Here is a 25329-nt window from a genome sequence, read left to right on the forward strand (position 1 = left end):
AAACGAAAGCATAATTGGAAAGTTTTTGGAAAAATAATAAAGATGTCGTACAACAAAAAATTAATTTCCTTTCAAAACTCCTGAAAGAGTTTTGAAAGGAAATTAATTTTAGTAATTCTGTAAGAATTACATCAATAATTCTTCATTCTTAATTTTAAATTCTTAATTAGGACTGTTTGTGCAACAGCCCTATCCATTCTACAATACTTTCTTTCCCGTGCAAGGTTTCATACACTTTGGAAATACTCTTTTTAAATTTGGAACTTCTTTATGTCCTATTATAATAGGTGCTTTTTCTATCTCAACATTACTAGTATCTATTCCAAACCATTTTGCTGGAGATACTGTTAGCTTTTTAATTGATAACTTTGTACTTGTTATAAAATTATCCCATCTTGAAAGCTCACTTTCATTTGAAAGAACTTCTTCTAATAATATAAATTTAAAATCTCCAAATACAAATTCACTCTCTTGATTCATCATATACTTCTTTGGGTCATACTTTATTTCTCCGTTTTTAGCTAAATCTTGAATTACTTTATATAAAAATATATTTATTCTTTGATCTATTCTAAATCCAAGATTAAACTGAACACTATAAGCTTCATTTGGAACTATAGTTCTAACTACATATTCTTCTGTATATGGTTCATCTGTTACTTTTATATTTACAAACCAATAAAATTTTGCTCGTTTTGGCTGCTTATTAAATATAGAATAAACTATTTTTTTCTCAACCATTTTATAATTTAAAGATTCTGTTAGATATACTATATTAGTTGCATAAAGAGGTAATTCTTGATCATCTTGAAGATCTTTAAAATGATCTTTAAAATCTAATATATTAACATACTGCCTAAATCTTTTTCTAATAACAGTCCCATATATCCATATATACATAAGGAAAATAAGAAGTCCTGCAATAATTACAGTTACATATCCTCCATGTAAAAACTTAAATAAGTTTGCATATAAGAATCCGCCTTCAATTGTCATAAATGTAATACAAACTATCCAAGATAAAACTTTTTTCTTCTTATTAAATCTTAAATACTGTGTTAATAAAATTGTTGTCATAAGCATTGTTATTGTAATAGCTAATCCATAGGCAGCTTCCATATTCTCTGACTTTTTAAATTTAAAAACTAACAATATACATCCAATATAAAGTAGAATATTTACAGCCGGTATATAAATTTTTCCTTTATCGTTATTAGGGTATCTAACTCTAAGCTTTGGAAATAAATTTAATTTTATTGCTTCTGATACTAAAGTAAATGATCCTGTTATAAGGGCTTGGCTAGCTATAATAGCTGCTATTGTTGCTATTATTGTTCCAGGTACTATAAACCATTCTGGCATAATTAAGAAAAATGGATTATCTTTTATCATAATTCCTTCTCTTGCAATAAGCCATGCACCTTGTCCTAAATAATTTATAATTAAGCATATCTTGACAAAAACCCATGTATAGTGGATATTTCTTTTTCCACAATGTCCTAAGTCTGAATATAATGCCTCAGCACCTGTTGTACAAAGAAATACAGCACCTAAAATATATATGCTTTTAGGACTTGTTAAAATTAAATGTATACCATAATAAGGATTTAAAGCTTTTATTATTTCTGGATATGTAAATATTTGAATAAATCCTAATATGAAAAGCATCGAAAACCATAAAACCATCATTGGTCCAAATAGTTTTCCAATTACATCTGTTCCAAATCTTTGAATTGAAAACAAAATAGTTAATATTATAACTACTATTAGTATTATTCCTTCTGTATCAATAGGTAAAACTAATGTTAAACCTTCTATTGCAGATGTTACTGTTACAGGCGGAGTAATCATTCCATCTGCCAGTAAGGAAGCTCCTCCTATTACAGCCGGAATAATAAGCCATTTTGCATTTCTTCTAACTAATGTATATAAAGAAAATATTCCTCCCTCACCCTTATTATCTGCTTCTAATGTTATCATTACATATTTTATAGTAGTTTGAAGGGTTAAAGTCCAAATTACTAAAGAGATTCCTCCTAAAATAAGATTCTTTGAAACTTGTCCATGATTTACTGTTAACATTGATTTCATAACATATAAAGGGGATGTACCTATATCTCCATACACTATCCCTAATGCTATAAGTAACGATGCTATACTAACCTTCTTTTTCATTTTTAGTTTATTTCCTCCATAAATTGTACTAAAAGTCTAACTCACTAGATTATAGTCCTCTAAATGTAAAGTGTCTACATTGGAAGTTCTTTTTCAGAAACTTTACTACTTTAATAATTTTTCTAATCATTTTTCTAATTTTTATCTATTTATTAATAAATTATTAATATTTATTAATGTGAAACCGTTTTTATTTTGAATACACCTTTAAAATACTAATAACTTAGATACAAAAATTAGCAATTAAGATTTCATCACTTCCATAAATCTTCCTAAAAAAATATCCCAATGGTACTTCCACTGGGATTTTAAATAGCTAATTTTTATTTTTCATTTTCCCTTATATAATCCATAATTTCAGAAGGTTCTTTAGCATTATCTAAAATACTGTAGAACTTTTCTTCTTCAAGAAGTTCTGCTAATTCTGACATAGCTTGAATATGACTTTCACCATCCTTAGCACTTAAACAAAAAACATATTTAACAGGATCATTAGCCTTATTGCCAAACTCAATAGGATTTTTCAAAGTAGTTATTCCAATTGCTAATTCTTTAGCTCCCATCTCAGGTCTAGCATGAGGAAGAGCCACATGCTTTGTTATAACTATATATGGTCCAAATTCCCTTTTAGACTCTACCATTGCATCAATATATGATTCTGTAATTTTATTGTTTTCTAATAAAGCAGAACCTGCTTTTCTAATAGCATCCTCCCAATCCTTTGCTAATACATTAAGTCTAATAAGATTTTCATTTATATAACTGCTTAACATAATGTTCCATCTCCTTTTATATTTGAATACCTTTACAAGTGTTAATAACATTGTTTTGTTTATATTAATATATCTAATCTACCAATATATACATTGTAAATTTTCAATATAAATTATTCAATCTTATTTAAGTTCAAGTTTTGTCTGCTCTAAATACATAAACTGTTCTAAACTAAATGCTTAGCACTTTATTTAATTAATGAAATATTGATGTTATAAATTCAGTAATCTTATAAAGTATAGTTCCTATAATATTGTAATCTATATTTGGGAAAGATGCTCCAACAATACCCATATCAGCAAATATAGGATATAGTAATAATGGTAGTGTTACTAATAATATTCCTACTATGAAGGAACCTGCAATACATCCTTTCCATCCACCTGTTGCATTACCAAATACACCTGCAGTTCCACCTGAGAAAAATGCTATACTAGCAGCTGGAATCATTATAATCGGACTATTAAATAAGATCATAAATCCCATTGCTACAAGTCCTGCTGCATAAGCACTTATAAAGCCAAGAATAACTGCTGTAGGGGCAAATGGAAATACTGCTGGACAGTCAACAGCAGGCCTTGAGTTTGGTATATACTTTTCGGAAATTACTACGAAAGCTGCAGTAATTTCTGATATAAACATACGAACACCTGTTATTAAAACACTCATACCAGCTGTAAATTGTAAACCTTGAAGCAATGGGAATACTAGCCAATGAGCACTTCCTGCAAGTTCTTGTGTAGCTTCCCTCCCTGCTGCAATAGCTGCAACATAAAATAATACAATCATAACAATAGCAATACTCATTAAAAAATCTCTAAAAATTGATAACCATTTTGGAAATTTAAAATTTTCAGTACTTTCTTCTGGATCTCCTATCTTAGAACCAATAAATCCTGAAAGTGCATAACCCATATGATTATAGTGTCCAATAGCTAAACTATCACTGCCAGTTATCCTATTCATATAATTTTGACATAGACTTGGTAAGCTTGCAGCACTAAATCCTAAAATAATACCTCCACAAATAATAGTAACTACATCACTAACATTAAAAGCTTTTAATACTAAAGTTAAAACACACGCAAAGTATAAGCTATGTTGTCCAGTTAAGAATATATTTTTAAATTTTGTAAATCTAGCAAAAAATAAATTCATAGCAAAACCAATTATCATTACAATTGCAACTATAGTTCCAAACTTATCTTGAGCAAGAGCAGTTGCGGCTTCAACTTGAGTAACTACCCCCTGAATTCCAAACCCTGTTTGGAATAACTTATTGAAATTTCCTAGTGTTCCACTAATTGCTGAACTACCAATATTAAAAATCATAAAGCCAATAATAGTTTTTGCAGTTCCTTTAAATACCTCATCTGCTGATTTTTTCTGTAATATTAATCCTATCATCGAAATAATTCCCACTAAAATTCCAGCATTACTTAACAAACTAATAATAATTTTCACTATTATTTCACTCCTTATTTTTATAATTTATTTTATCATCATTTATTTTTTATAAATTCCAAAAAGCCCTCTATTCCTTTTTTTATTTCTTTTTTATCCATCAAATTGTGTATGGATATACAATATTGAACCTTTTCTCTCACGTCATCTGTTATATCAGCCATTGTTACAATGAAATCCCATTTTCTCTCTTCTATAGCATCAAGATTAGAGTGAACAACTTGTATTGGGTAATTATTTTCTTTTACTACTTGATCTACCTTAATTTTAAGCAACATACTTGATCCCATTCCTGTTCTACAAGCAACTAATGCATTATACATAACTTTCATCCTCTCACTTTTATTTAATTTCAAAATTTATTTTCTAATTTTGCCGGCATCATAGAAAATAAATTATTTATTATCCTTATACATTAATTCTATTTTTCTCTGTATACATTTACAACAGTTATTGGGTTTAACTTATGTCTATAAAATAAATATAACTCACACCTCATTTATTGATTTCATATTTTCTATTTATTTAGTTCAACTTTTGTAAATTTTAATTATATTTATGCCTAATATAAAAATTATTTATAAAACAAAAAGACTATAAGCTTAATTTCACTTACAGTCTTTTTCACCTATTACAATTCACAGCTTTTTATATAATCCATTACTTCTTTAGCATTTTGTGCGTTATCTAAAACACTATAAAATTCTTCATCTTCTAAAAGTCCTATTAGTTCCGACATTGCTTGGAGATGTTTTTCATTATCTAACGAACTTAAACTAAACACATATTTAACAGGATCATTAGCTTTATTACCAAAATGTATTGGATTTTCTAAAATTCCAATACCCATTGCAGTTTCTTTTGCTCCATCTTCTGGCTTTGCATGTGGTAATGCAACATGCTTTGTTACAACTATATATGGACCAGAGTCTTTAGCTATATTTACCATAGAATCTACATATTCACTTGTAACTACTTTATTATCTACTAACGCAGCAGCAGAGTTTCTAATAGCATCTTCCCAGTTATTAGCTTTAACATTAAAACAAATAAGATTTTCATTTATCATATTACTTAAGGTAATACCTGTATTTTTAGTATGATTTAGATTTTCCATGTTATAAAAATATGCTGCAAGTTCATTATATAACATAGATTCTGATGATACTTGTACATATTTCTTAATAATACTAATTACCTCCTCTACCTTTGGTTGTTTTAATAATCCATTTCCTAACAAAATACTTACATCACGCTTAATATTATTCTTTTCTTTTAAAGTCATTACAGGATTTACTTTAATAATGGGCTTTTTTAATTTTATAACTTCATCGTAATAATTCGAAGTAAAAACTATATCTACACTTTCCTCAAACTCTTTTAACTTTGATATCTCAACTGGTAATAGAAAGTTTAACTCTGGAAATAAGTTATTAAGCTCTGCATAAAGTAGAGCTGAGCTTCCCACCCCTCCAGAGCAAGTTATAAGTGCTATCTTTTTAGTAGATATTGTATGCTCTCTTTCATTAAACAAAATAGCTCCAAAATGTATAGTCAAGTATCCTATCTCATCCTCTGGTATTTCTTGTTCAAATAAATCATTGAAAGGTTTCATTGTTTCTTTTACTATCTTATACAACTCCTTATACTCTTCTTTAACTCTTTCACAAAGAGGATTATCTATAGGAAGCTTAAATAGGAGTCTATAATAGGCAGATCTAAAATGAGAATATAATTGCTCAAATATCTTCTCTTGATCTATATAATGAAACCCACTTATATTTTCAAATCTTTTCATTATCTTTATTACCATTCTAGATATTATCGCCATATCAGCTGTTTTATCCTTGATATTTCCTACTGATATCCCAATAATCCAAGCACTTATATAATTTAAATCAAAAGGTTTAATGTTATCAATATTCCCGTGATTTTTCAGTAAATCCTTTACAAAATCATATTCCTTCATAGATTCCATTACAGAGATATTAGATAATTTAGATATAGGATATTCTTTTTTTTCATTAGACAACATTCTAGATTTAAGAAATATATAAATGTAAATAAAATCTTGCAATCTATCTTCAACAAAAGTGATATTATGGTCATTTGCTAGCTTAGATATAATATCTCTGGAGTCTTTAAAGCTATCTAAGTCATATTCATCTATTAATAAATCCAAAATTTTACAATCTCTATTTCCAGATAATGATTTACTAGCAAAAGATATCATAAACCTTCTTATTTCTACTTCTGGACCTACTAAATAATATCCTAAAGTCCTATTATTTTTAATATATATATTACTTTCTTTAAGTATGTCCTCTAACTCTTTAATATTACAAAGGACACTAGATCTACTTACTTTCATTGAATTAATAAAATGATTAAGTGAAAGATATTCAAGGTTAATAAAAAGAGTTAAATATATAAATGTTAGTCTTTCATCTTTACTTAAATAATAAATATTTTCTTTACTATACTCATTAAGAATCTCAAGAAGTGAATCCCTAATTTCTGATTTAAGAATTATATCCTTTTTATGTTTTAAAGCTATAATTTCTGAACCATTAGATTTTAATAAATTATTTACTTTATTAAGTCTATATGTAACCTGTCTAGTTGTTAGTCCAGTATCATCTTCTAGATCTTTTATTGTTACCAATGTTTTCTCTAATAACAATTTTATAATTACTACTAACTCTTTATCCATTCCTCCACTCCTCTATAATCCTTACTTGCATTACTATACCATATGCCAAGTATATAGATAATATTTCCTATATACTTATATAAAAGTTAATTTTAAAATTTTCTAAAAATAATTAATATTTTTAATAAATAGTATTGCATTATATTTATATGTGTGATATTATAAATGAGTAGCAAAAATGCTAACAAAATAAAAAAGTTTCATTTAGATAATTAGTTTCTCAAAATTAGAGATTATTATCCAAAGTAGAATCTTTAATTTTAGGAGGACTATATATGTCAGATAAAACAATAACATGCAGAGATTGCGGTAGCGAATTCATTTTTTCAGTAGGAGAACAAGAATTCTATAAAGAAAAAGGATTCGATAATGAGCCAACAAGATGTATTTCTTGTAGAAGAGCTAGAAAAGAACAAAATAGAAGATAATTTTAGATTGTTATAAGCTATAGTGAAAACTATAGCTTTTTTGTTATTTAATATATAATCATTCATCAGGAAGACTATGAAAGATATTATTCCAAGAAATAAATAAAGCTCCTACCAAAACAATAGAAAAACTATATCTAAAGTTGTAGGAACTTTATTACACTATATGTTGCTTTTTTATTATTTAATTTAAAACTCTGTTGAATCTTAAATTTATTACATTATATCTAAGACAAGACTTTTCAAATTTTATTATGATTACAACCAAGTAATTATTGCAGACATAGTTATGATAGATACCAACATGCTAATAGAACCTATCATAGCTGGCATATCTTTTTTATATCCACATTTCAAAGAAAATATAGGTGCTACACTAGTCGTAGGTGAAAATAAACAAATTATTAACATCTTCTTAGCCAAAATCGTAACTGGCATATATCTCCAAATACCTATAGCAAATAGTACTGCTATAACATTTCGTGTAATAATTATATTCAATACATCCTTTATCTCACTACGATCAATTTTAAAATCTAATAAAAGTCCAACCATAAACATGGAAAGGAAAGTATTTGCATTTCCTAATCTTAGAGTAATATCCTGAATAAATTTTGGAATTTGAATATTTAATATAGAAATTAAAAATATAAACATATAAGTATCAAAAGGAATAGAAGATATTAGTTTCTTAATAACATCTTTTATATTAAAACCCTTTTCTTTATTTACAACACTAGATGCTATAGAATAACTCAATCCTAATCCCATAAATGCATTTCCAATATCAAACATACTTATATATGATATTCCTGATCCAGGATAAAAATATTGAGCAAAAGGAATTGCAAAATTTCCAATATTGTATCCTGAGGCATTCAGCATATGGGATGCTTGAATTTCTTTATCTCTTTTTCTAGACATAATATATCCTATAATTAACATTATCACATTAAAACAAATTCCAGATAAAATTAGTAAAAACATTGTTGTTCCAACTTCTAAATTCGAAACACTTGATATTAAGGCACATGGTAATGTAATATTTAGAACAATTTTCGCAATTTTTTTACCATCTTCCTTTTTCAGAATGTGCTTTGCTTTAAACAAGTATCCAAGAAAGATAATTAAAAAGAATGTAATGGCATTTTCTAAAACAACACCCATTAATGACTACTCTAAATTCTCCCCATTACTTTCTATAACTTTTTTATACCAATAGAATGAATCTTTCTTCGAACGCTTTAATGTTCCAGTTCCATCATCATGCTTATCAACATAGATAAAACCATAACGTTTTTTCATTTCCCCTGTACTCATACTTACTAAATCAATTGGTCCCCACCAAGTATATCCCATTAGGTCAACACCATCTTCAATTGCCTCACGCATTTGCTCTATATGTCCTTTTAAATATGCTATACGATAATTGTCATGAATACTTCCATCCTCCTCTACCTTATCTACAGCACCAAGCCCATTTTCAACAACCATTAGTGGAATTTGATAACGTGCATAAATATGATTCAATGACCAACGTAATCCCTTTGGATCTATTTCCCATCCCCAATCACTACAATCAAGATATGGATTCTTAATTCCACCAATAATATTTCCATTAGTAAGGTCCTTAGTATCTGGATTTACTCCAACAGTAACAGGTTGATAGTAACTAAATGAATAAAAGTCCACACAACCTTCTTTTAAGATCTGTTCATCCCCAGATTGCATTTCTATATTTAAATTATTTTCTTTCCAAAAGCGTTTAGCATAAAATGGATATTCCCCTCTTACTTGTACATCACTACAATAGAAGTTTGAAATGTTATCTTCTTTTTGCGCCAATAATGAATCATCTGGACTACAACTGTATGGATAATAGTTGTGATAAGTGATCATACAACCAAATCTATAATTTTCATCAATACTTCTACCTAATTTACAAGCTTCTGCACTTGCTAAGAACTGATGATGTAAAGCTTGGAATCTTAATTGTAAACTATCTACCTTAGTGTTATTAAATGTACCACTATCATCAATTAATAATGCACCTGCAAAAAATGCTCCTAAAGGTCTAGATAGACAATTAATTTCATTAAATGTTAACCAATATTTTACTCTTCCCTTAAAATGTTCAAACAAAGTCTTACAATACTTAACATAAGCATCAATCATATCTCTAGAAGCCCATCCATTACACTTTTGTACCATTGCAAATGGTGCTTCATAATGTGATATCGTAATTAAAGGTTCTATATTATATTTTTTAAGTTCATCTAATACTCTATCATAGAAGTCTAATCCCTTTTGATTTGGTTCTTCATCATAACCATTAGGATAAATTCTTGACCAGTTAATTGAGAAACGAAATACTTTAAACCCCATTTCTGCGAATAATTTAATATCTTCTTTATAATGATGATAAAAATCAATTCCTTCATGACTAGGATAATATGCTCCTTCTTCTAAAGTCGTTGTAATTTTACGTGGAGTTGTATGAGTTCCTCCTTTAATCATATCAGCTGTATTTAAGCCCTTACCATCTTCTAAATATGCTCCTTCACATTGGTTTGCTGCAATTGCTCCACCCCATAAAAAATCTGTTGGAAATCTTTTTGACATATCTATTTTCCTCTCTTTCTATATTAATGTAATTAACTTATCATCTTTGCCTACTAACTCATTCTTTGTTGGAATAACCTCTAAAAATAACTTTGAATTAGTAATAAGAATTGGAGATATAATTTCATACCCAGCTTTTTTTATCTTTTCTCTATCAAAAGTTCCTAGTAATTGACCTTTTGTAATCTTTTCTCCATCCTTAACCTTAATATCAAAATACTTACCTTCTAATTCAACAGTATTAATTCCTAAATGAATTAATATTTCTTCACCATTTTCACCATTAATTCCAATTGCATGCTTACTATTAAATACAGTTACAACTTCTCCGTTAACTGGTGAATAAATATTATTATCTGTTGGAAGTATTGCTACCCCTTGACCAACTGCCCCACTTGCGAAAGTTGGATCATTTACTTCAGATAAAGGCACTACTCTTCCTTGAAGTGGAGTAATAATTTCTACAGTTTGATTATTTAAATTAATTTTTTGTTGATTAAATTCTTCTTTATTTGATTCTTTATTATTTTCATCTATTTCATCTTCAAATCCTATTATCCAAGTTAGTACAAATGTAACTATAAATGAAATTGCTACTGTAATTAATGCATTTTTAAAATTAGATGGATCTTCTCCAATAAATACTGGAAGTGTTGCAAAACCTGGTGATCCGAATGAAAAACGTACTAATCGAGTAATACCTGCATATAAACCAGCAACTCCACCACCAATCATAACTGCTATTAATGGCTTTTTAAATTTAAAAGTTACTCCATATAATGCTGGTTCAGTAATACCACATAATGCAGTAGCACTAGCTGAAAATGCTAATTGTTTTACTTTAGGATTTTTAGTTTTTAAGGCAACTGCTAAAGATGCTGATCCTTGTGCAATATTACTTGCTAACATACCTGGACCTTGAATTGTCTCAAATCCCTTGTCTGCCAATGATAATGAAGCTAATGGTGTTAATGTTGTATGCATACCAACAAATACTAATAATGGACAGAATGTACCCATTAATGTCGGCACTAAGAATGGAATATTTGTATCTAGAAAATTCACACCTGCTGCTAAAAGGTCACCTAGGAATGCTCCAATAGGTCCAATTGCACTTAAAGCAATAGGCGCTGTAATTGCTACTATTAACAATGGTTTTAATATTGCTTTAATAAAGTTTGGAGATACTTTATCTGCAAATTTTTCAACATAAGACATAAACCATACAATTAAAATTATTGGTAATACACTTGAAGCATATTTATATAGTTTAATTGGAATTCCAAATAAAGCTACTGGATCCCCAGCTTCTACTAAAGCTATAAAGCTTGGATGAAGCAATACCCCTCCAATAACAGCAGCTAAATAAGGATTACATCCAAATTTATTTCCACTTGAGAATGCTAATAAAATAGGGAAGAAGTAAAATGTTGCATCAGAGATAAAGTTAATAATATAGTATTCTTGAGACTGCTTTGACAATCCACACAATACTAAGATAGCTAAAACAGCCTTAACCATTCCAGCAGCTGTAATAACAGGAATTATTGGTCCGAATATACCACTTACTGTATCAAGCAACTTATCTACAGGATTTTTCTTTTCACAAGTTTCACCTGCACTTTCTGATGTTTCTCCAACGATTTTTCTTACTTCTTTGTAAACATTTTGAACATTTGGGCCAATTATTATTTGAGTTTGCGCTCCTACAACTTGTACATCTAGTACACCATCTAAATTTTTGATTTCTTTTAAATCAGATTTCTTTTGATCTAATAAAGTAAATCTTAATCTTGTTGCACAATGAGCAACGCTTTTTACATTTTTCTTGCCACCAATAAGTTCAATACACTTAATTGCTAGTTGTTTGTTATCCATTTTCTTTTACCTCCATTTTCTAATTAATAATGAAGGTCTAGCCAACTTAATGTAACTACCCTAATTTTGGTTTAAGTATAAAGATTTAATTTTACCCTCCTTTCACAAATTATTATCTATTTAAAACCTTTTCAAGATAAACAGGTTTTAATAACTCTTGCAATATGAATAGTTAGATATAGGCGTTCATCATCTGTCATAGTATATTCAAAAGTCTTTTTTAAATAATCTTCAATATTAAATGTTACTTCATATGCCTTTAAATATTTTTCTTTTACTAACTCAATTAACTCTTCATTTCCTTCAGATTCTAATCCTGTTTTTTGTTTTGTTATTACTCTTTGTGCAAAGAATTTCAAATGTGTTACAAAACGATAATAATTTAAAGATTCTTCATCAAAATTTATTTTTAACTGATATTTTACTATATTTAAAACATCATGCATTATTTGTGTAACATCCATAACACTATCCATATTGGACTCTAACTGTGCATTAACAATATGTAATGCTAGAAATCCCGCTTCATCAATAGGTAATTCTATACCAGTTTCTTCTTTTATAATATCAAGTAACTCTAATCCAACAGTATATTCCTTAGAATATAGTTTCTTTATATCCCAAGCCATTGGATTCTTTAACTGAATTCCTTTCTCATATCTAGTTAAGGCAGAAGTAATATGATCGATAATAGAAATATTTAACGTATCGCTTAGCTCTTTATCATATACTTTTTTTATATAACAAATCATTTTATCTGATAATAAAACATATTTCATAGGAACACTTTGGAGTAATTCCTGGAATCTTAAGGATGTTTCATTATCTACCATATGATAGCTTTTTTCAATTTTAGAGCCGTCTACATAATCACCTGATTTTTTTTTAAATCCTATTCCTTTTCCTACTACTATTATTTCCTTTCCATCTTCCCTATCTACAACTACAATATTATTATTAATCAATCTTTTAATTATCATATCTCTACCCCCTAAATAAAAAAAAACGAGCCATCAATTTATATACAAAATAATGCATATAAATTGATAGTCTCGCTTACCTTAAATAATAACGACCTACATTTATAACTTAATTATATAATACACTCTAATTAATTTTATGTCAACAATTACATTCCACAATTTTACTAAATTCGGAATATTATAAGATTATTCTACTTTTTACTATAACCTTTAAAACTTTATAATTAATTAAAGTTTCATTGTAATCTCTTATAAAATATTTTTTTGTAATAAACACTATATAATTCTATAAATAATATCATATAAACATAAAAAAGGTACTATTATCATGATATGACAGTACCTTTTTCATAAATTTTTATAGTATTTTTTAATTACTCAACTAAACTTCCACCATTAGTTCTTATAACTTCTTTATACCAATTGAAGCTCTTTTTCTTATAACGTTCTAGAGTACCTGAACCATCATTTTGACGGTCAACGTATATGAATCCATATCTTTTCTTTAATTCTGCTGTAGAAGCACTAACTAAATCAATACATCCCCAGCTTGTGTATCCCATTATTTCAACGCCATCTTCTATTGCTTTTCCTAGTTCAACTAAATGGTCATTTAAGTATTTAATACGATAATCATCTATTACTGTTTTTTCACCATTTACTTCTACTAATTCGTCTACAGCACCTAAGCCATTTTCAACGATAAATAATGGTTTTTCATAACGATTATAAAAATAGTTACATATATATCTTAATCCTTGTGGATCTATTTGCCATCCCCACTCTGATTCTTCTAAATATGGATTTTTAACTCCTGAGGTTAAATTTCCTCTTCCTTTTTCGTACTTTGATAAGTCTTTAGCTGTACATTTACTCATATAGTAACTAAAAGATATAAAGTCTACTGTATTTTTTAGTATTTCTTCATCTTCTGATTCCATTTGAATATTAATGCCTAATTCCTTAAATAACTTCTTAGTATATCTTGGATACTTACCTCTTACATGAATATCTGTAAAGAACATAAGATCCTGATCACGTTCCATTGAAGCTATCATATCATTTGGATGTGGAGTCATAGGATAATTTACTACTCCAAGTACCATGCATCCTACCTTTGCATCTGGCATAATTTCATGAGCTAGTTTTACAGCTAATGCACTTGCAACTAATTCATGATGTGCTGCTTGATAAACATCTTGCTTTGTTAACTCTGATTTTGGAGTTAATATACCAGCTCCCATTAATGGAAAGTGTATTACAGAATTTATCTCATTAAATGTAAGCCAATATTTTACCTTACCCTTATAACGTTCAAAAACTACTCTACAATAATTTTCAAAGAACTTTATTAATTTTCTGTTTCTCCATCCATCATAAGTTTTAGCTAAATGAAGTGGTGTCTCATAATGAGATAAGGTTACTAATGGTTCAATACCATATTTTAAACATTCATCTATAACATTATCATAAAACTTTAATCCTAATTCATTTGGAGTTTCTTCATCTCCCTTAGGAAATATTCTAGACCATGCAATTGAAAATCTTAATGTCTTAAAGCCCATTTCTGCAAATAATTTTATATCTTCTTTATATCTATGATAAAAATCTATTCCTACTAGTTTTAAATTTTCTTCTACTGGTCCATCTGAAATTGGACCTACTATTCCATTTGGCATTATATCTTGAATAGATAATCCTTTTCCATCTTCATTATAAGCTCCTTCACATTGGTTAGCTGCTATAGCACCTCCCCATAAGAAACCCTCATTAAATCTTGATTTCATTAAAATTCTCCTTCCTTAATTAAGAACTCTTATTAATGTATCTTCCTTCTTAATATAAGTTTTTTCAGTTCCTAATACATCCATATAATTTGCAGTATTAGTAACAATAACTGCTGTAGTTATATCATATCCAGCATTTTTAATAGCTTCTTTATCAAATTCTATTAATAAATCTCCAGCTTTAACTACATCACCTTGTTTTATATGAGATTTAAAATATTTTCCTTCTAACTTAACTGTATCAATTCCTATATGAATTAATAATTCTACACCATTTTCATCCTTTAATCCAATAGCATGATTAGTTTTAAATAAAGATTCAACTGTACAATCAAATGGGGCAAAAACTTTTCCTACTGTTGGTATAACAGCCATACCTTTACCCATAAGCTCCTCAGCAAATACATCATCATTCATTTCTGATAATGGAATAACTTCACCTTCTACTGGAGCAGATACAGATATTTCACCTACTATTGATTTACTTGTATTTTCAACTTTTTCTGTGGAAACTTCTTTATTTTCTTCTTCAATATCATCAAATCCAAGTATTAAAGTAACTATTGTAGTAGCAACTATTGCAATAACTATTGTAATACATGCATTTAAAACATTTGACATATCATCACTAATATAAACTGGAATTGCAGCAAGTCCTGCTGTTGCAGATGCATAAGTTCTTATTCCAGTAATACCAGCATAAAGACCAGCTATACCTCCACCTATCATAGATGCATATAAAGGTTTTTTAAGCTTAAAGTTTACACCATATAAAGCTGGTTCTGTAATACCCATAAATGCAGTTGTACTACTTGATAAACTTAATTGTTTTAATGATTTATTCTTAGTTTTTAATCCAACTACTAAGCTTGCAGTTGCTTGAGCTATATTTGATGATAACATACCAGGTCCTAAAATTGTACCATATCCTAAAGTTGCATATTGAATTTGTTGGATTGGTGCAAAGCAATAATGCATACCAGTCATGATAAATAATGGAGTAAATGTACCCATAATTACAGGAATAAGCCATCCAGCTCTATCATTTATAAAGTTCATTCCAATAGCAAGAATTTGTCCAATATAATTTCCTAAAGGTCCTAAAACAGTAAATCCTATTAAAGAAGTTATTATTAAAGTAATAAGTGGTACTAAAAATACCTTTACTGAAGCAGGTGATATTTTCTTTGCAAATTTTTCAATATATGATTGTGCAAATACTATTAAAAGTATAGGAACAACACTTGAACTATAAGAAATTATATTTACAGGTATACCAAAGAAAGCAACTGGATCACCAGTATTTAAGGCTGAAAAACTTGGATGTAATAAAGCAGCTCCAAGTACAGCAGCTAAATAAGGGCTACATTTAAATCTCTTAGCAGCTGAATAAGCTAATATAACTGGTAAGAAATAGAATACTGTATCACTTAAAAAGCTTAAATAAGCATAAGTTTGAGTACCTGCATCAACTAATCCAAAAAGCTTTAATACTGCTAATAAAGCCTTTATCATACCTGATCCTGCAAGAGCTGGTATAATTGGAGTAAATATTGCTGTAATAGTACCTAAAACTTTATTTATAACTCCAGTTTCTTTATCTTCTGAATCTGAAGCTGAATTTTCAGCAAAATTACCTAACTTATGTATTTCATCACAAACTTTACTTACATTTGTTCCAATTATTATTTGGAATTGTCCATTTTTATTTACTACTCCTTGAACTCCATCAAGCTTCTTTATAACCTCTGTATTAGCCTTTCTAACATCATTTAAATTAAATCTTAATCTAGTCATACAATTTGTAACACTAGCTACATTTTTCTCTCCGCCAACTAATTTTAATATTTCGCTAGCCATCTTCTTAAAATCCATATCTCTTCTCTCCTTTAAATTTTTATAAAAAAAGACCTAGAATATTAGAAAGAATCTTTAAATATAAACTTAAATTTATAAAAAATTCAATTTATAGATAAACTCTTTTTAATACTCTAGGTCTTGCCTGCACTACCAGTAACAATCCTATTAAATAGGTCTCCTTCAATTTTTACTAACTTGTAATAATTCTCTTAATGTGAACAGTTAAATAAACTAATTCATCTGAATTTAGTTCTTTATTATACTTATCCTTAATTAACTTAGCAATTTTTAAAGTACATTCATAAGCTTCTGGATATCTTAATTTAACAACCTCTTCAAAATCTTCATCCCCAATTTCACTCAAAGTACTATTTAGTATTCTATAAGCAAAAAACTTTAAATGAGTTAAAAATCTACTATAATATAATGAATCTTCATCAATATCAATTTTAAAATGATATCTTATTACATTTAATATATTTTGAATAAATTCAGTAACTTGTATAGTATCTCTTATAGCTTCACCACCAAGTTCTGCGTTTACAATATGCATTGCAATTGAAGCTGCTTCATCCTCTGGTAAAGTTATATTAAACTCTTCATTTAAAAGCTCTAATGCTTTCAATCCTATGCCAAACTCCTTAGGATAAAATCTTTTTATTTCCCATAATAACGCATTACTAAAAGGTAAGCCCTTTTCCTGTCTTGCTATAGAAAAACTAATATGATCTGTTAATGTTAAATAAATATTTTCACTTAGTTCTTCATTAAGGGTTTCTTTAGCATACTTTATAATACTCTCTGTAACCCTCATATACTCCATAGGAATTTGAGTTAATATTGAGAAAAGCTTTCCTGATACAGATCTTGATTTCAAGAAAAATTCCTTCTCTACTTTACTCTTATCTACTTTTTCACCCTTTTTCTTTTGAAATCCAATTCCTGCTCCTAAAAGAATCCTCTCTTGATTTCTTTCATTTACTGCACATATTACATTATTATTTATTATGCGTGTAATCCTCATATATAAAACTCCTAGCATATATGAATTTTAAAAAAGACCTAATAGGTATATAAATATAATTCATTACACATAAAATTACATTTATATACCTATTAGGTCTTGCCTGCTCCCCAGTAACAATCCTAATTACTAACATTATTAACTTGTCTACATAATATCACATCAGTATAACGTTGTCAATAATGAATTTGTAACGTTATCAAAAGAATTATATACTCATTTAGTATTTACTACTGACTAATAATGTTATAATATTAAATAGTTATCCGTAAATGGTTACATTAATTTTATAAGGAGGCTTGCTAATGCTTAAAAATTCAGACTATTTTAATGAAGTAGATTATATGAAAGGGATAGCAATAATTCTAGTTTTTATTGGACATGCTGCTACCCCTTCATTTTTACCACGTCCAGGTATATATGAATTTATTGTACAATTTATTTATATGTTCCATATGCCTGTTTTCTTTTTCGTATCAGGTTTTCTCTCATTAAAATTATTGGATATGAATTTAAAAACACAATACTTACCTTTTATAAAGAAAAAACTTTATCGCTTAGGATTACCTTTTTTAACAATTTCTATAATAACTAATACTTTGATTATTATTTTGAAACAAATAACTAACTCACCTGTAGGGATAAAAGAACTGTTAGAGATGATAAAAGTGATTTTCTTATATCCTGAAAATGGAATAATGGGTGCATTATGGTTTTTATATACTTTACTTTTTATTTCTATTTTGGCTCCATTAATCTTAAAGCTACCTATTAAATTTACTTTAGCTATAGCTATAATATTAAATATATTTTTCCCAAATAATATAAGTTTTCTAGCTCTTAATAGAGTTACTTTTTTCTTAGTTTTCTTTTTATTAGGTATTATATTTAGAAAATTTTATTCTCAGTCAAAGATATTATTTGAAAAAATCTATCTTATATTTATTTCTATTTTAATAATTAGCATTACTACCTATATCTATACTAGTAATTTTCCAATTAATAATTATTTACTTAATTCATTAATATTTATATCTGGTTTTTTGGGAATAATACTAGTTTATAACTTAGCAACAAAGGTAAATTCATCAAATAATATGCTAAAATTTATTGGGCAACGTTCCATAGATATCTATATATTCTCATGGTTTTTCCAAATAGCATCAATGATTTTAATAAGTACTATACTTAAAATCGAAAATTACTCTATCTTTTTTGTAAGCAACCTTATTATAGGTTCACTATGTTTACCTTTTTCAACTTATGTAATAAGAAGAGTTAAATTATTTAGAATTATCTTCTTAGGAGATGCTACTGAATTAAAAATTAAAAACCTCGAATTAATAATTGATGAAAATACGCCTAATGTAGCCTAGGTTAATCTATACCCCAGGATATCAGAAAGTTGAGTTATCTCAAAATTCTGCTACCCTGGGGTACTATTTTATCTTTATTTATTTCAAATTTCTAATTTAGTTGATTCATACTATAATGGGAGCATATCATGCTCTTGACACTTTTAAATATACATATTATCTAGTTTTGAATTAATCATTAATTTCATAAACAACTTTTCCATACTCATCTATATGATTTTTTAAATTTGTATTATTAATATTCTCATAATGAACAATATCAAAGAAGTAAGGTATAGGATAAACTTCATTTAAATAATCGTCTAATTTAAATAGGATATTATTAGTTATATTTTCTCCTATTAATGCTAAATCAATATCAGAACCTTTTTTATAATTTCCCATTGCTCTACTTCCAAAAATAATTCCCTTTTCTATTTCAGGAAATTTACTTAAAGCCTCTTTAATATAATTAATATCTTTATCTAATAACCCAAACATATTCTCTATAAATCCTTTTCTAGTCTTTCATGTAATAACTTTAATTCTGGAAAGTAAATGTTTATTATATCACTTATTAGTTTCTTAACTAAATTTTCATCATAGGTATAAGTAGTTAAATTTCTAACTGTTAAGGCTTCCATCCAAATATGTCCATCATTAATTAATCCAATTTGAAAAGCTTGTTTTATAGTTTCTCTTGGACTCTTTACTATATAACCTTCTGATTCTAAATAATCTTTTAGAACCTTCCAAGCTAATTCAAAAGTCATTTCAAAAAACTGTATTATTCCAGCTTGTTCAAGCTCTGATAAGTCTTCTTTTTTTGAATATTTATCTAATAATGTATATGACTTGTTAAAATTTTCAAACCTTTGCTTCCATCTTATCTCTTTTAATTCATCCACTATATCACCTCTAACATTAACTTAACTTATATAATAACTACTAATTTAATCAAAAGCTCTAACTTCTTATAATTATTATATCCTATTTTTCCTTTTTATAAAACAACTCATTAAACTATACTAAAAGGGACTAGAAAGTCGCAGTTTTACAACCTTCTAGTCCCTTTATATATTCTTATATTATTTGTTTATTTGTTTTATTATTAATGGTACTATTTACTTTTAAATCCTAATATTTTTTTCTTAGCTAGTACTAATCCAGCTCCAATTAAAGTTAAAGCTCCTAAAGCAAGGTATATAACTGATTCACTTCCTGTTTCAGGTAAGCTTTCTTTATTTGAATGATCTAGGCTATTCCCTAAATTAGAACCATAGTCTGATCCAGAGTTTGTCCCATCATCATTTCCACTTCCTAATCCTGAACCTCCATTGTTCCCGCTGTTATTTCCACCATTGCTTCCATTATTATTTTCATTGTTATTGCCATCATTATTGCCATTATTATCATCTTCTCCTGGAGTAGATCCTCCTATTTTCTTAACAGTGATAGTTCTTGAAACTACTTCTGTATTTCCAGCCTTATCTGTTACTGTATAAGTAATTGTGTACTCTCCTTCTTTTGAAGTATCAACAGTACCTGATACGACAATCTTAGAAGTTAAGTCTCCATCTCTATCATCACTTGCAGTAACTCCATCTAGTGGATTAAATTCTGTACCTAATAGAATTTCATTATTTTTAGGTAAAGTAATGGTTGGCTTTACAAGATCCTTATCTACAGTAAAGTAATTTACATTTGTTCTAGAAAGTCCACCAAAGTCATCTGTTACTTCTGCATACCATCCATATAAGCCATTTTCTGCATTTTCTAATGTATATGAAATTTCAGTATCATTAGTTACATTAGTTACTGTCCCAAAAACTTCATCAGTATATACATTTACATCTATATCAGTTGTTTCAATAGTCTTTTGCTTTGGCTCAATTCCTAAGTCAGCAAATGAAATATCAAAGGATTCTTCTCCTAATATAGTATCTCCACCTGAAACTGTATCCTTTGCATTATAATCATCTAAGGAAGGTGAATAAGTTCTAAATAAAACTTGTTCATTTTCTAAATCAAAGTGCATTAATCTCATATATCCCATACCACCTTCAGGTAGTCCTTGATAATCAAATAGCATTTGATATACTTTTCTATCATTTACTCCATCACCATCATCATCAAATTCATTTATTACAGTTTGAGCATTATGATAATGTCCTGATAAAACCATAGCTACATTTGGATTTGTAGCAACTACTTCATTAAATATTCTTTGTGGCTCTTCTCCAAGACCTCCGCTAGCTAGTAAGTATTCATGGAAGTTTAAAATAGCCTTTCTTTCTGGATATTTCTTAAGGATATCATTCATCCATTCTATTTCTTCGTCAGAAACTCCCCAACCTACATACATCATTATAAAGTCAATTCCACCTACAGTTATTAAATCATAGTGAGCTCTATTATTCTTATAACTTTCACCATACCATGGATTATTCTTGAATCTATCTTCTCCAAAATAAGTACCATAGTTCGTATAATCTCCTGTTAAGTGACCAACATCATGATTACCAGCTAATACACCATAAGGTAGTCCTGCTTCATCTAACTTCTTATAAGCAGCATCAGCATTTTCCCATTGAGAAATCATATCTACATCATCAATAATATCTCCATCATGGAATAAATATTGTATATTCATCCTTGAACGATTTGCAAGTAGCCAATCATGTATATTTAATTGATGCTCATACTTTCCAACAATATCTGGGTTATCTGGAGTATCCTCATTATAATATTGTGTGTCACTTTCAAGTGCAAAACTAAAATCATAAGTATTTCTATCTACATCATTTTCATTACTTGTAGTAATAGTAGTATTTTCAGAAGGATCTGCTGGTGTACCAGCCTCATATTGTGTCGGAGTATATCCTTCACCATTTTGAACCATTACTTTTACCTTATTATCTTTTAGATGATCCTTTAGTAGAACAGAACCAGTTAATTTAATTTCATCATCATTTTGCTCCATTTCAGTTGTAACTATATCAAAGGAATCCGTTGCATAATTATATACATACATTTTAGTTTTTGAATTATTTGAAGTTCCAGTCCAATCTACTTGAATTGTAGCATTTTCATTTACTTTATCACTTAAAGCAATATCAAATTCCTCATAAGGGAATCCATTGCTAGAGTTATTATCAAATATTTGTCCATTACTTCCAGAAGTTTGACTAACCCCCTCTGTTTTAGAAATATTATAATCACCTAAAACATATCTTGCACCCTTTTTAAATGAAACAGTCATATTATCATCTGTGATATCTATAGCTTTTATAGAAAATACAGGGTCACTATCTAATATTGCTCCAGCTCCTGGAGTTATTTCTAAACCTAACCTTGCATTTTCTTCTGGAATAATAAATTTAACAGTCTTTGTATTTTCATTATTAGAATTATCAACTGCATATATTTCTAAAGTATGCTCACCGTTCGTTAATTCAAGAGCTCTAAAAGTATAAGGTAGTTCAATAACTTTCCCATCTAGCTTTGTAATAACATTCTTAACACCAGAAAGCTTGTCAGAAGCATCTACTGTAATTGAATTTGTACCCTTATATATTTCTCCCTCTTTAATATTAGTAGTAATTTCAGGTGCTGTATTATCTACTATAAATTTAACTGCTTCACTTTCATTTGAAGATGTTAAGTTACCAGTTAATATATGATCTCCATCCTTAAGCTTTGTTGTATCTAAGTTATATCTTAAAGCATTAAAGGAATCATCACTTGGAGTAAATATTGCATTTAATATTTCAATCTTTCCTGCTGAGTCTCCCATATTAATAACTTGTTCTGGATTTTCAAATCCTGCTGGACGTAATATACTTCCATCTGGTAATACTAATCTAATATTCTTAACAACAAAGTCATCATTATTTTCCCAATTATGTTCTAAAGCATTTGCCTTATTACCTGCATGAATATCTATTTGAATATTTTCACCCTTAGTGAAATAAGTTGGATCTACATCATATGCTACTGTATCCCACTTATCGTAAGTTCCTTCATTAAATATTCCAAGAACAGTATCTCCAATTGCAACTGCATTTTTAAAGAAAGTATCTGTTTCTTTAATATCAAAAACTATCTTAGCCTTATTTTCTATAGATGGAACGGCTTCAGAAGTCTTATCCTCTCCATCAATAAGTAACTTATCACCTGTAGTAATTAAGTTATCTATTCCAAATAAATACTGATTTTCACTTATGTTAAATCTAATATTTGAAGTATCTATTTCATTATTAGTTATTCTCTTAACATCAGTTTTTACAGTATTAAAGCCATCACTAACTTCAAAATAATAATCAAAATAAGCTTTTCCTATTAAATCATACTTTGAAATTGACTTTGAGAATATTTCTCCATCTGTTTTAGTTAAATTATATGTTTCATAATCACTCATTTTATTACTTTTATAACTTAACCTAACAGTCTTAATATTAGTTTCATCTGATTTTGCCTTTACCTTAAAAACTACTTCCTCTTCAGCTGTAAAATTATCAGCTGTGATATTTTCTGCTACAGGTAAATTTCCTGGAACAGTAGGAGCAACTTGTACTGGCTTATCACTATCATTAACAACTCCTGGATCTGGAGTTCCTTTATTAGTTGTCATAACACTTTTTTTAGAATTTTCATCATACTTATACTTAATAGATTTATCTGCTGATGTATCTTTTACACCATCCATATTATAAGCTATGAAATCTAACTCTTCATAAATACTAGTAGTAAGTCTTAAAGCTCTTGCCCCACTATTAGCCATACCACCATTGTATAATTCAAATAAATTCTCATTTAACTTTAAATTAGTTTTAAAATTCTTATTAAAATCATCGGCAGTTAAATCATTGTTACTTCCATTTTTAATCCAAAAAACAACTGCTTCTCCACTTTTAACTTTAACATCCTCATTAATACCTACCCATAATACATCACTAGCATCACCCTTATCTGGATAATTATAATATAATTTATAATCCTTTAAGTTTACTTCCCTGTTTGAATTATTATAAACTTCAATAAACTCGTAAGTATCTGCTCCATTAACATTCTTAGAATCAGGTAATATTTCAGTAATAAGTAATTCTGGATTTTCCACCTTATTTAGCTTAACATTATTTTCAGTATTACTAGCTACCAATAATGTTCTTGAACTTACCGCCATAGTCTCCAGTGGTTTTGTACAAATTAAAGCTGTTAGTCCTAAAATAAATAATTTATTTTTATATAATTTTCTTTTAGCCATAATATCCTCCCTCAAAACATAATTTTCTAAATTATGGAACTATACTAGGGAGTATATCATGTATATAATTTACTCAATATCGCATTTGTGTAAAATAAAGTAAAGACTTTTTAACGATTATCAGAAAATTTTAACATAAAAGGCCATTAATAGAATAATTATTTATATTCTATCAATGGCCTTCATATTAACTATAATCTATAATCTATAATCTATAATCTAAAGTCTAGAACTAAATTTTTGTAGTATCTTTAAAATCTTCTCCCTTAGAATTAATTCAAGTTTCATAGCTTATTCTTAAAGCATCTCCATGGAATTGTATTTTTTTACATTTGTTATAACTTCTTTGCAATATTCTTTTACACCTGTAGCTCCACTTGTTTTATATACTTTATTTAAATCACTGCCAATACCACTACAATCTGCTCCACTATCTATCCATTCTCTAATATTGTCCTTGTTTACACCACCAGTTGGCATTATATTAATATCTTCAAATATTGACTTTACTGCACCTATAAATCCTTTTCCAACAACTGTTCCCGGAAATACTTTTATAAATTTTAATCCCATTTTATATACTTGATTCACTTCTGACATTGTCATTAATCCTGGAATTATTAATACTTTTCTTTGATTTGAATATTTTATTATTTCTTCATCAACACAAGGAGAAACAATAAAATCTGCATTATTTTCAATACATTCATCTACAGCATCTTTAGTTAATACAGTTCCTGCTCCAACACATATACCATTGTATTTATCTTTTAATTCTTTTATTAATTGAGGAGCACTTGGTACACTCATAGTTATTTCTATGACCTTCATTCCACCTTCAATTGCTGCTATACTAATTTCTTTAGCTTCTTCATATGTCTTAGTTCTAATAACAGCTACTGCTTTTTCTTCTCTGAATATATTATAAATTTTTTCAAACATCTTTTATACCTCATTACATTTTTTGAATTATCTCATTAATCTACTTTTACTTTCTATA

Annotated in this window: 18 protein-coding genes; 2 read left to right on the plus strand and 16 right to left on the minus strand. The window is 28.2% G+C overall.

Annotated elements, in window-relative coordinates:
- Positions 1-198: 198 nt before the first annotated feature.
- The 5 genes from ACQPVP_RS00095 to ACQPVP_RS00115 all read right to left on the minus strand — a co-directional run bounded on the left by ACQPVP_RS00095 (position 199) and on the right by ACQPVP_RS00115 (position 7126).
- Entirely contained in the window at positions 199-2175 is a 1977-nt protein-coding gene (locus ACQPVP_RS00095) for a KUP/HAK/KT family potassium transporter (protein ID WP_430846040.1), read from the minus strand.
- A 323-nt stretch (positions 2176-2498) separates the two neighbouring features.
- Positions 2499-2948: a PTS sugar transporter subunit IIA gene (locus ACQPVP_RS00100; RefSeq protein WP_430846042.1), complete on the minus strand. Its 450-nt coding sequence runs from the start codon at positions 2946-2948 to the stop codon at positions 2499-2501.
- A gap of 196 nt (positions 2949-3144) precedes the next feature.
- The gene (locus tag ACQPVP_RS00105; protein WP_430846044.1) at positions 3145-4413 is read right to left on the minus strand and encodes a PTS ascorbate transporter subunit IIC; all 1269 of its coding nucleotides are present in this window, start codon (positions 4411-4413) and stop codon (positions 3145-3147) included.
- A gap of 38 nt (positions 4414-4451) precedes the next feature.
- Complete coding sequence (locus ACQPVP_RS00110; RefSeq protein WP_430846046.1) at positions 4452-4736, minus strand: PTS sugar transporter subunit IIB; 285 nt, start codon at positions 4734-4736, stop codon at positions 4452-4454.
- Positions 4737-5044: 308 nt separating this feature from the next.
- Positions 5045-7126 carry a BglG family transcription antiterminator gene (locus tag ACQPVP_RS00115; RefSeq protein ID WP_430846048.1) on the minus strand — a complete coding sequence of 694 codons (2082 nt, stop codon included), beginning with the start codon at positions 7124-7126 and terminating at the stop codon, positions 5045-5047.
- 275 nt (positions 7127-7401) lie between these two features.
- On the opposite strand from ACQPVP_RS00115, the gene ACQPVP_RS00120 reads away from it, so the two are divergent.
- Positions 7402-7554 carry a zinc-ribbon domain-containing protein gene (locus ACQPVP_RS00120; protein WP_195263724.1) on the plus strand — a complete coding sequence of 51 codons (153 nt, stop codon included), beginning with the start codon at positions 7402-7404 and terminating at the stop codon, positions 7552-7554.
- 258 nt (positions 7555-7812) lie between these two features.
- Here the strand turns inward: ACQPVP_RS00120 and ACQPVP_RS00125 are convergent, their stop codons facing one another.
- The 7 genes from ACQPVP_RS00125 to licT (ACQPVP_RS00155) all read right to left on the minus strand — a co-directional run bounded on the left by ACQPVP_RS00125 (position 7813) and on the right by licT (ACQPVP_RS00155) (position 17708).
- Positions 7813-8721, minus strand: coding sequence for an AEC family transporter (locus tag ACQPVP_RS00125; protein ID WP_430846050.1), 909 nt, complete (start codon positions 8719-8721; stop codon positions 7813-7815).
- A gap of 6 nt (positions 8722-8727) precedes the next feature.
- Positions 8728-10176, minus strand: a complete 1449-nt coding sequence (locus ACQPVP_RS00130) for a glycoside hydrolase family 1 protein (RefSeq protein ID WP_430846052.1) — start codon at positions 10174-10176, stop codon at positions 8728-8730.
- Between the two features lie 18 nt (positions 10177-10194).
- Positions 10195-12054 (minus strand): beta-glucoside-specific PTS transporter subunit IIABC, encoded by a 1860-nt coding sequence (locus ACQPVP_RS00135; protein WP_430846054.1) that lies wholly within the window; start codon positions 12052-12054, stop codon positions 10195-10197.
- Between the two features lie 131 nt (positions 12055-12185).
- Positions 12186-13034, minus strand: coding sequence for a BglG family transcription antiterminator LicT (gene licT / locus ACQPVP_RS00140; protein WP_430846056.1), 849 nt, complete (start codon positions 13032-13034; stop codon positions 12186-12188).
- Positions 13035-13411: 377 nt separating this feature from the next.
- Positions 13412-14824 carry a glycoside hydrolase family 1 protein gene (locus tag ACQPVP_RS00145; RefSeq protein ID WP_430846058.1) on the minus strand — a complete coding sequence of 471 codons (1413 nt, stop codon included), beginning with the start codon at positions 14822-14824 and terminating at the stop codon, positions 13412-13414.
- Positions 14825-14839: 15 nt separating this feature from the next.
- On the minus strand, positions 14840-16699 hold the full coding sequence (locus tag ACQPVP_RS00150; protein ID WP_430846060.1) for a beta-glucoside-specific PTS transporter subunit IIABC: 1860 nt from the start codon (positions 16697-16699) through the stop codon (positions 14840-14842).
- 175 nt (positions 16700-16874) lie between these two features.
- Positions 16875-17708, minus strand: coding sequence for a BglG family transcription antiterminator LicT (licT, locus tag ACQPVP_RS00155; RefSeq protein ID WP_430846062.1), 834 nt, complete (start codon positions 17706-17708; stop codon positions 16875-16877).
- Positions 17709-18013: 305 nt separating this feature from the next.
- Between licT (ACQPVP_RS00155) and ACQPVP_RS00160 the strand changes: the two genes are divergently transcribed.
- Complete coding sequence (locus ACQPVP_RS00160; protein WP_430846064.1) at positions 18014-19084, plus strand: acyltransferase family protein; 1071 nt, start codon at positions 18014-18016, stop codon at positions 19082-19084.
- A gap of 171 nt (positions 19085-19255) precedes the next feature.
- On the opposite strand, the gene ACQPVP_RS00165 is transcribed toward ACQPVP_RS00160, so the two are convergent.
- The 4 genes from ACQPVP_RS00165 to ACQPVP_RS00180 all read right to left on the minus strand — a co-directional run bounded on the left by ACQPVP_RS00165 (position 19256) and on the right by ACQPVP_RS00180 (position 25271).
- Positions 19256-19564, minus strand: coding sequence for a nucleotidyltransferase family protein (locus ACQPVP_RS00165; protein WP_430846066.1), 309 nt, complete (start codon positions 19562-19564; stop codon positions 19256-19258).
- A gap of 5 nt (positions 19565-19569) precedes the next feature.
- A complete protein-coding gene (locus ACQPVP_RS00170) occupies positions 19570-19971 on the minus strand; it encodes a nucleotidyltransferase substrate binding protein (RefSeq protein ID WP_430846068.1) in 402 nt (133 codons plus the stop codon).
- 212 nt (positions 19972-20183) lie between these two features.
- On the minus strand, positions 20184-24329 hold the full coding sequence (locus tag ACQPVP_RS00175) for an immunoglobulin-like domain-containing protein (RefSeq protein ID WP_430846070.1): 4146 nt from the start codon (positions 24327-24329) through the stop codon (positions 20184-20186).
- Between the two features lie 297 nt (positions 24330-24626).
- Positions 24627-25271, minus strand: coding sequence for a bifunctional 4-hydroxy-2-oxoglutarate aldolase/2-dehydro-3-deoxy-phosphogluconate aldolase (locus ACQPVP_RS00180; protein WP_430846072.1), 645 nt, complete (start codon positions 25269-25271; stop codon positions 24627-24629).
- Between the last annotated feature and the right edge of the window lie 58 nt (positions 25272-25329).

Origin of the sequence: Clostridium nigeriense, assembly GCF_050585265.1 — a bacterium.
GTDB lineage: Bacteria > Bacillota > Clostridia > Clostridiales > Clostridiaceae > Clostridium > Clostridium nigeriense_B.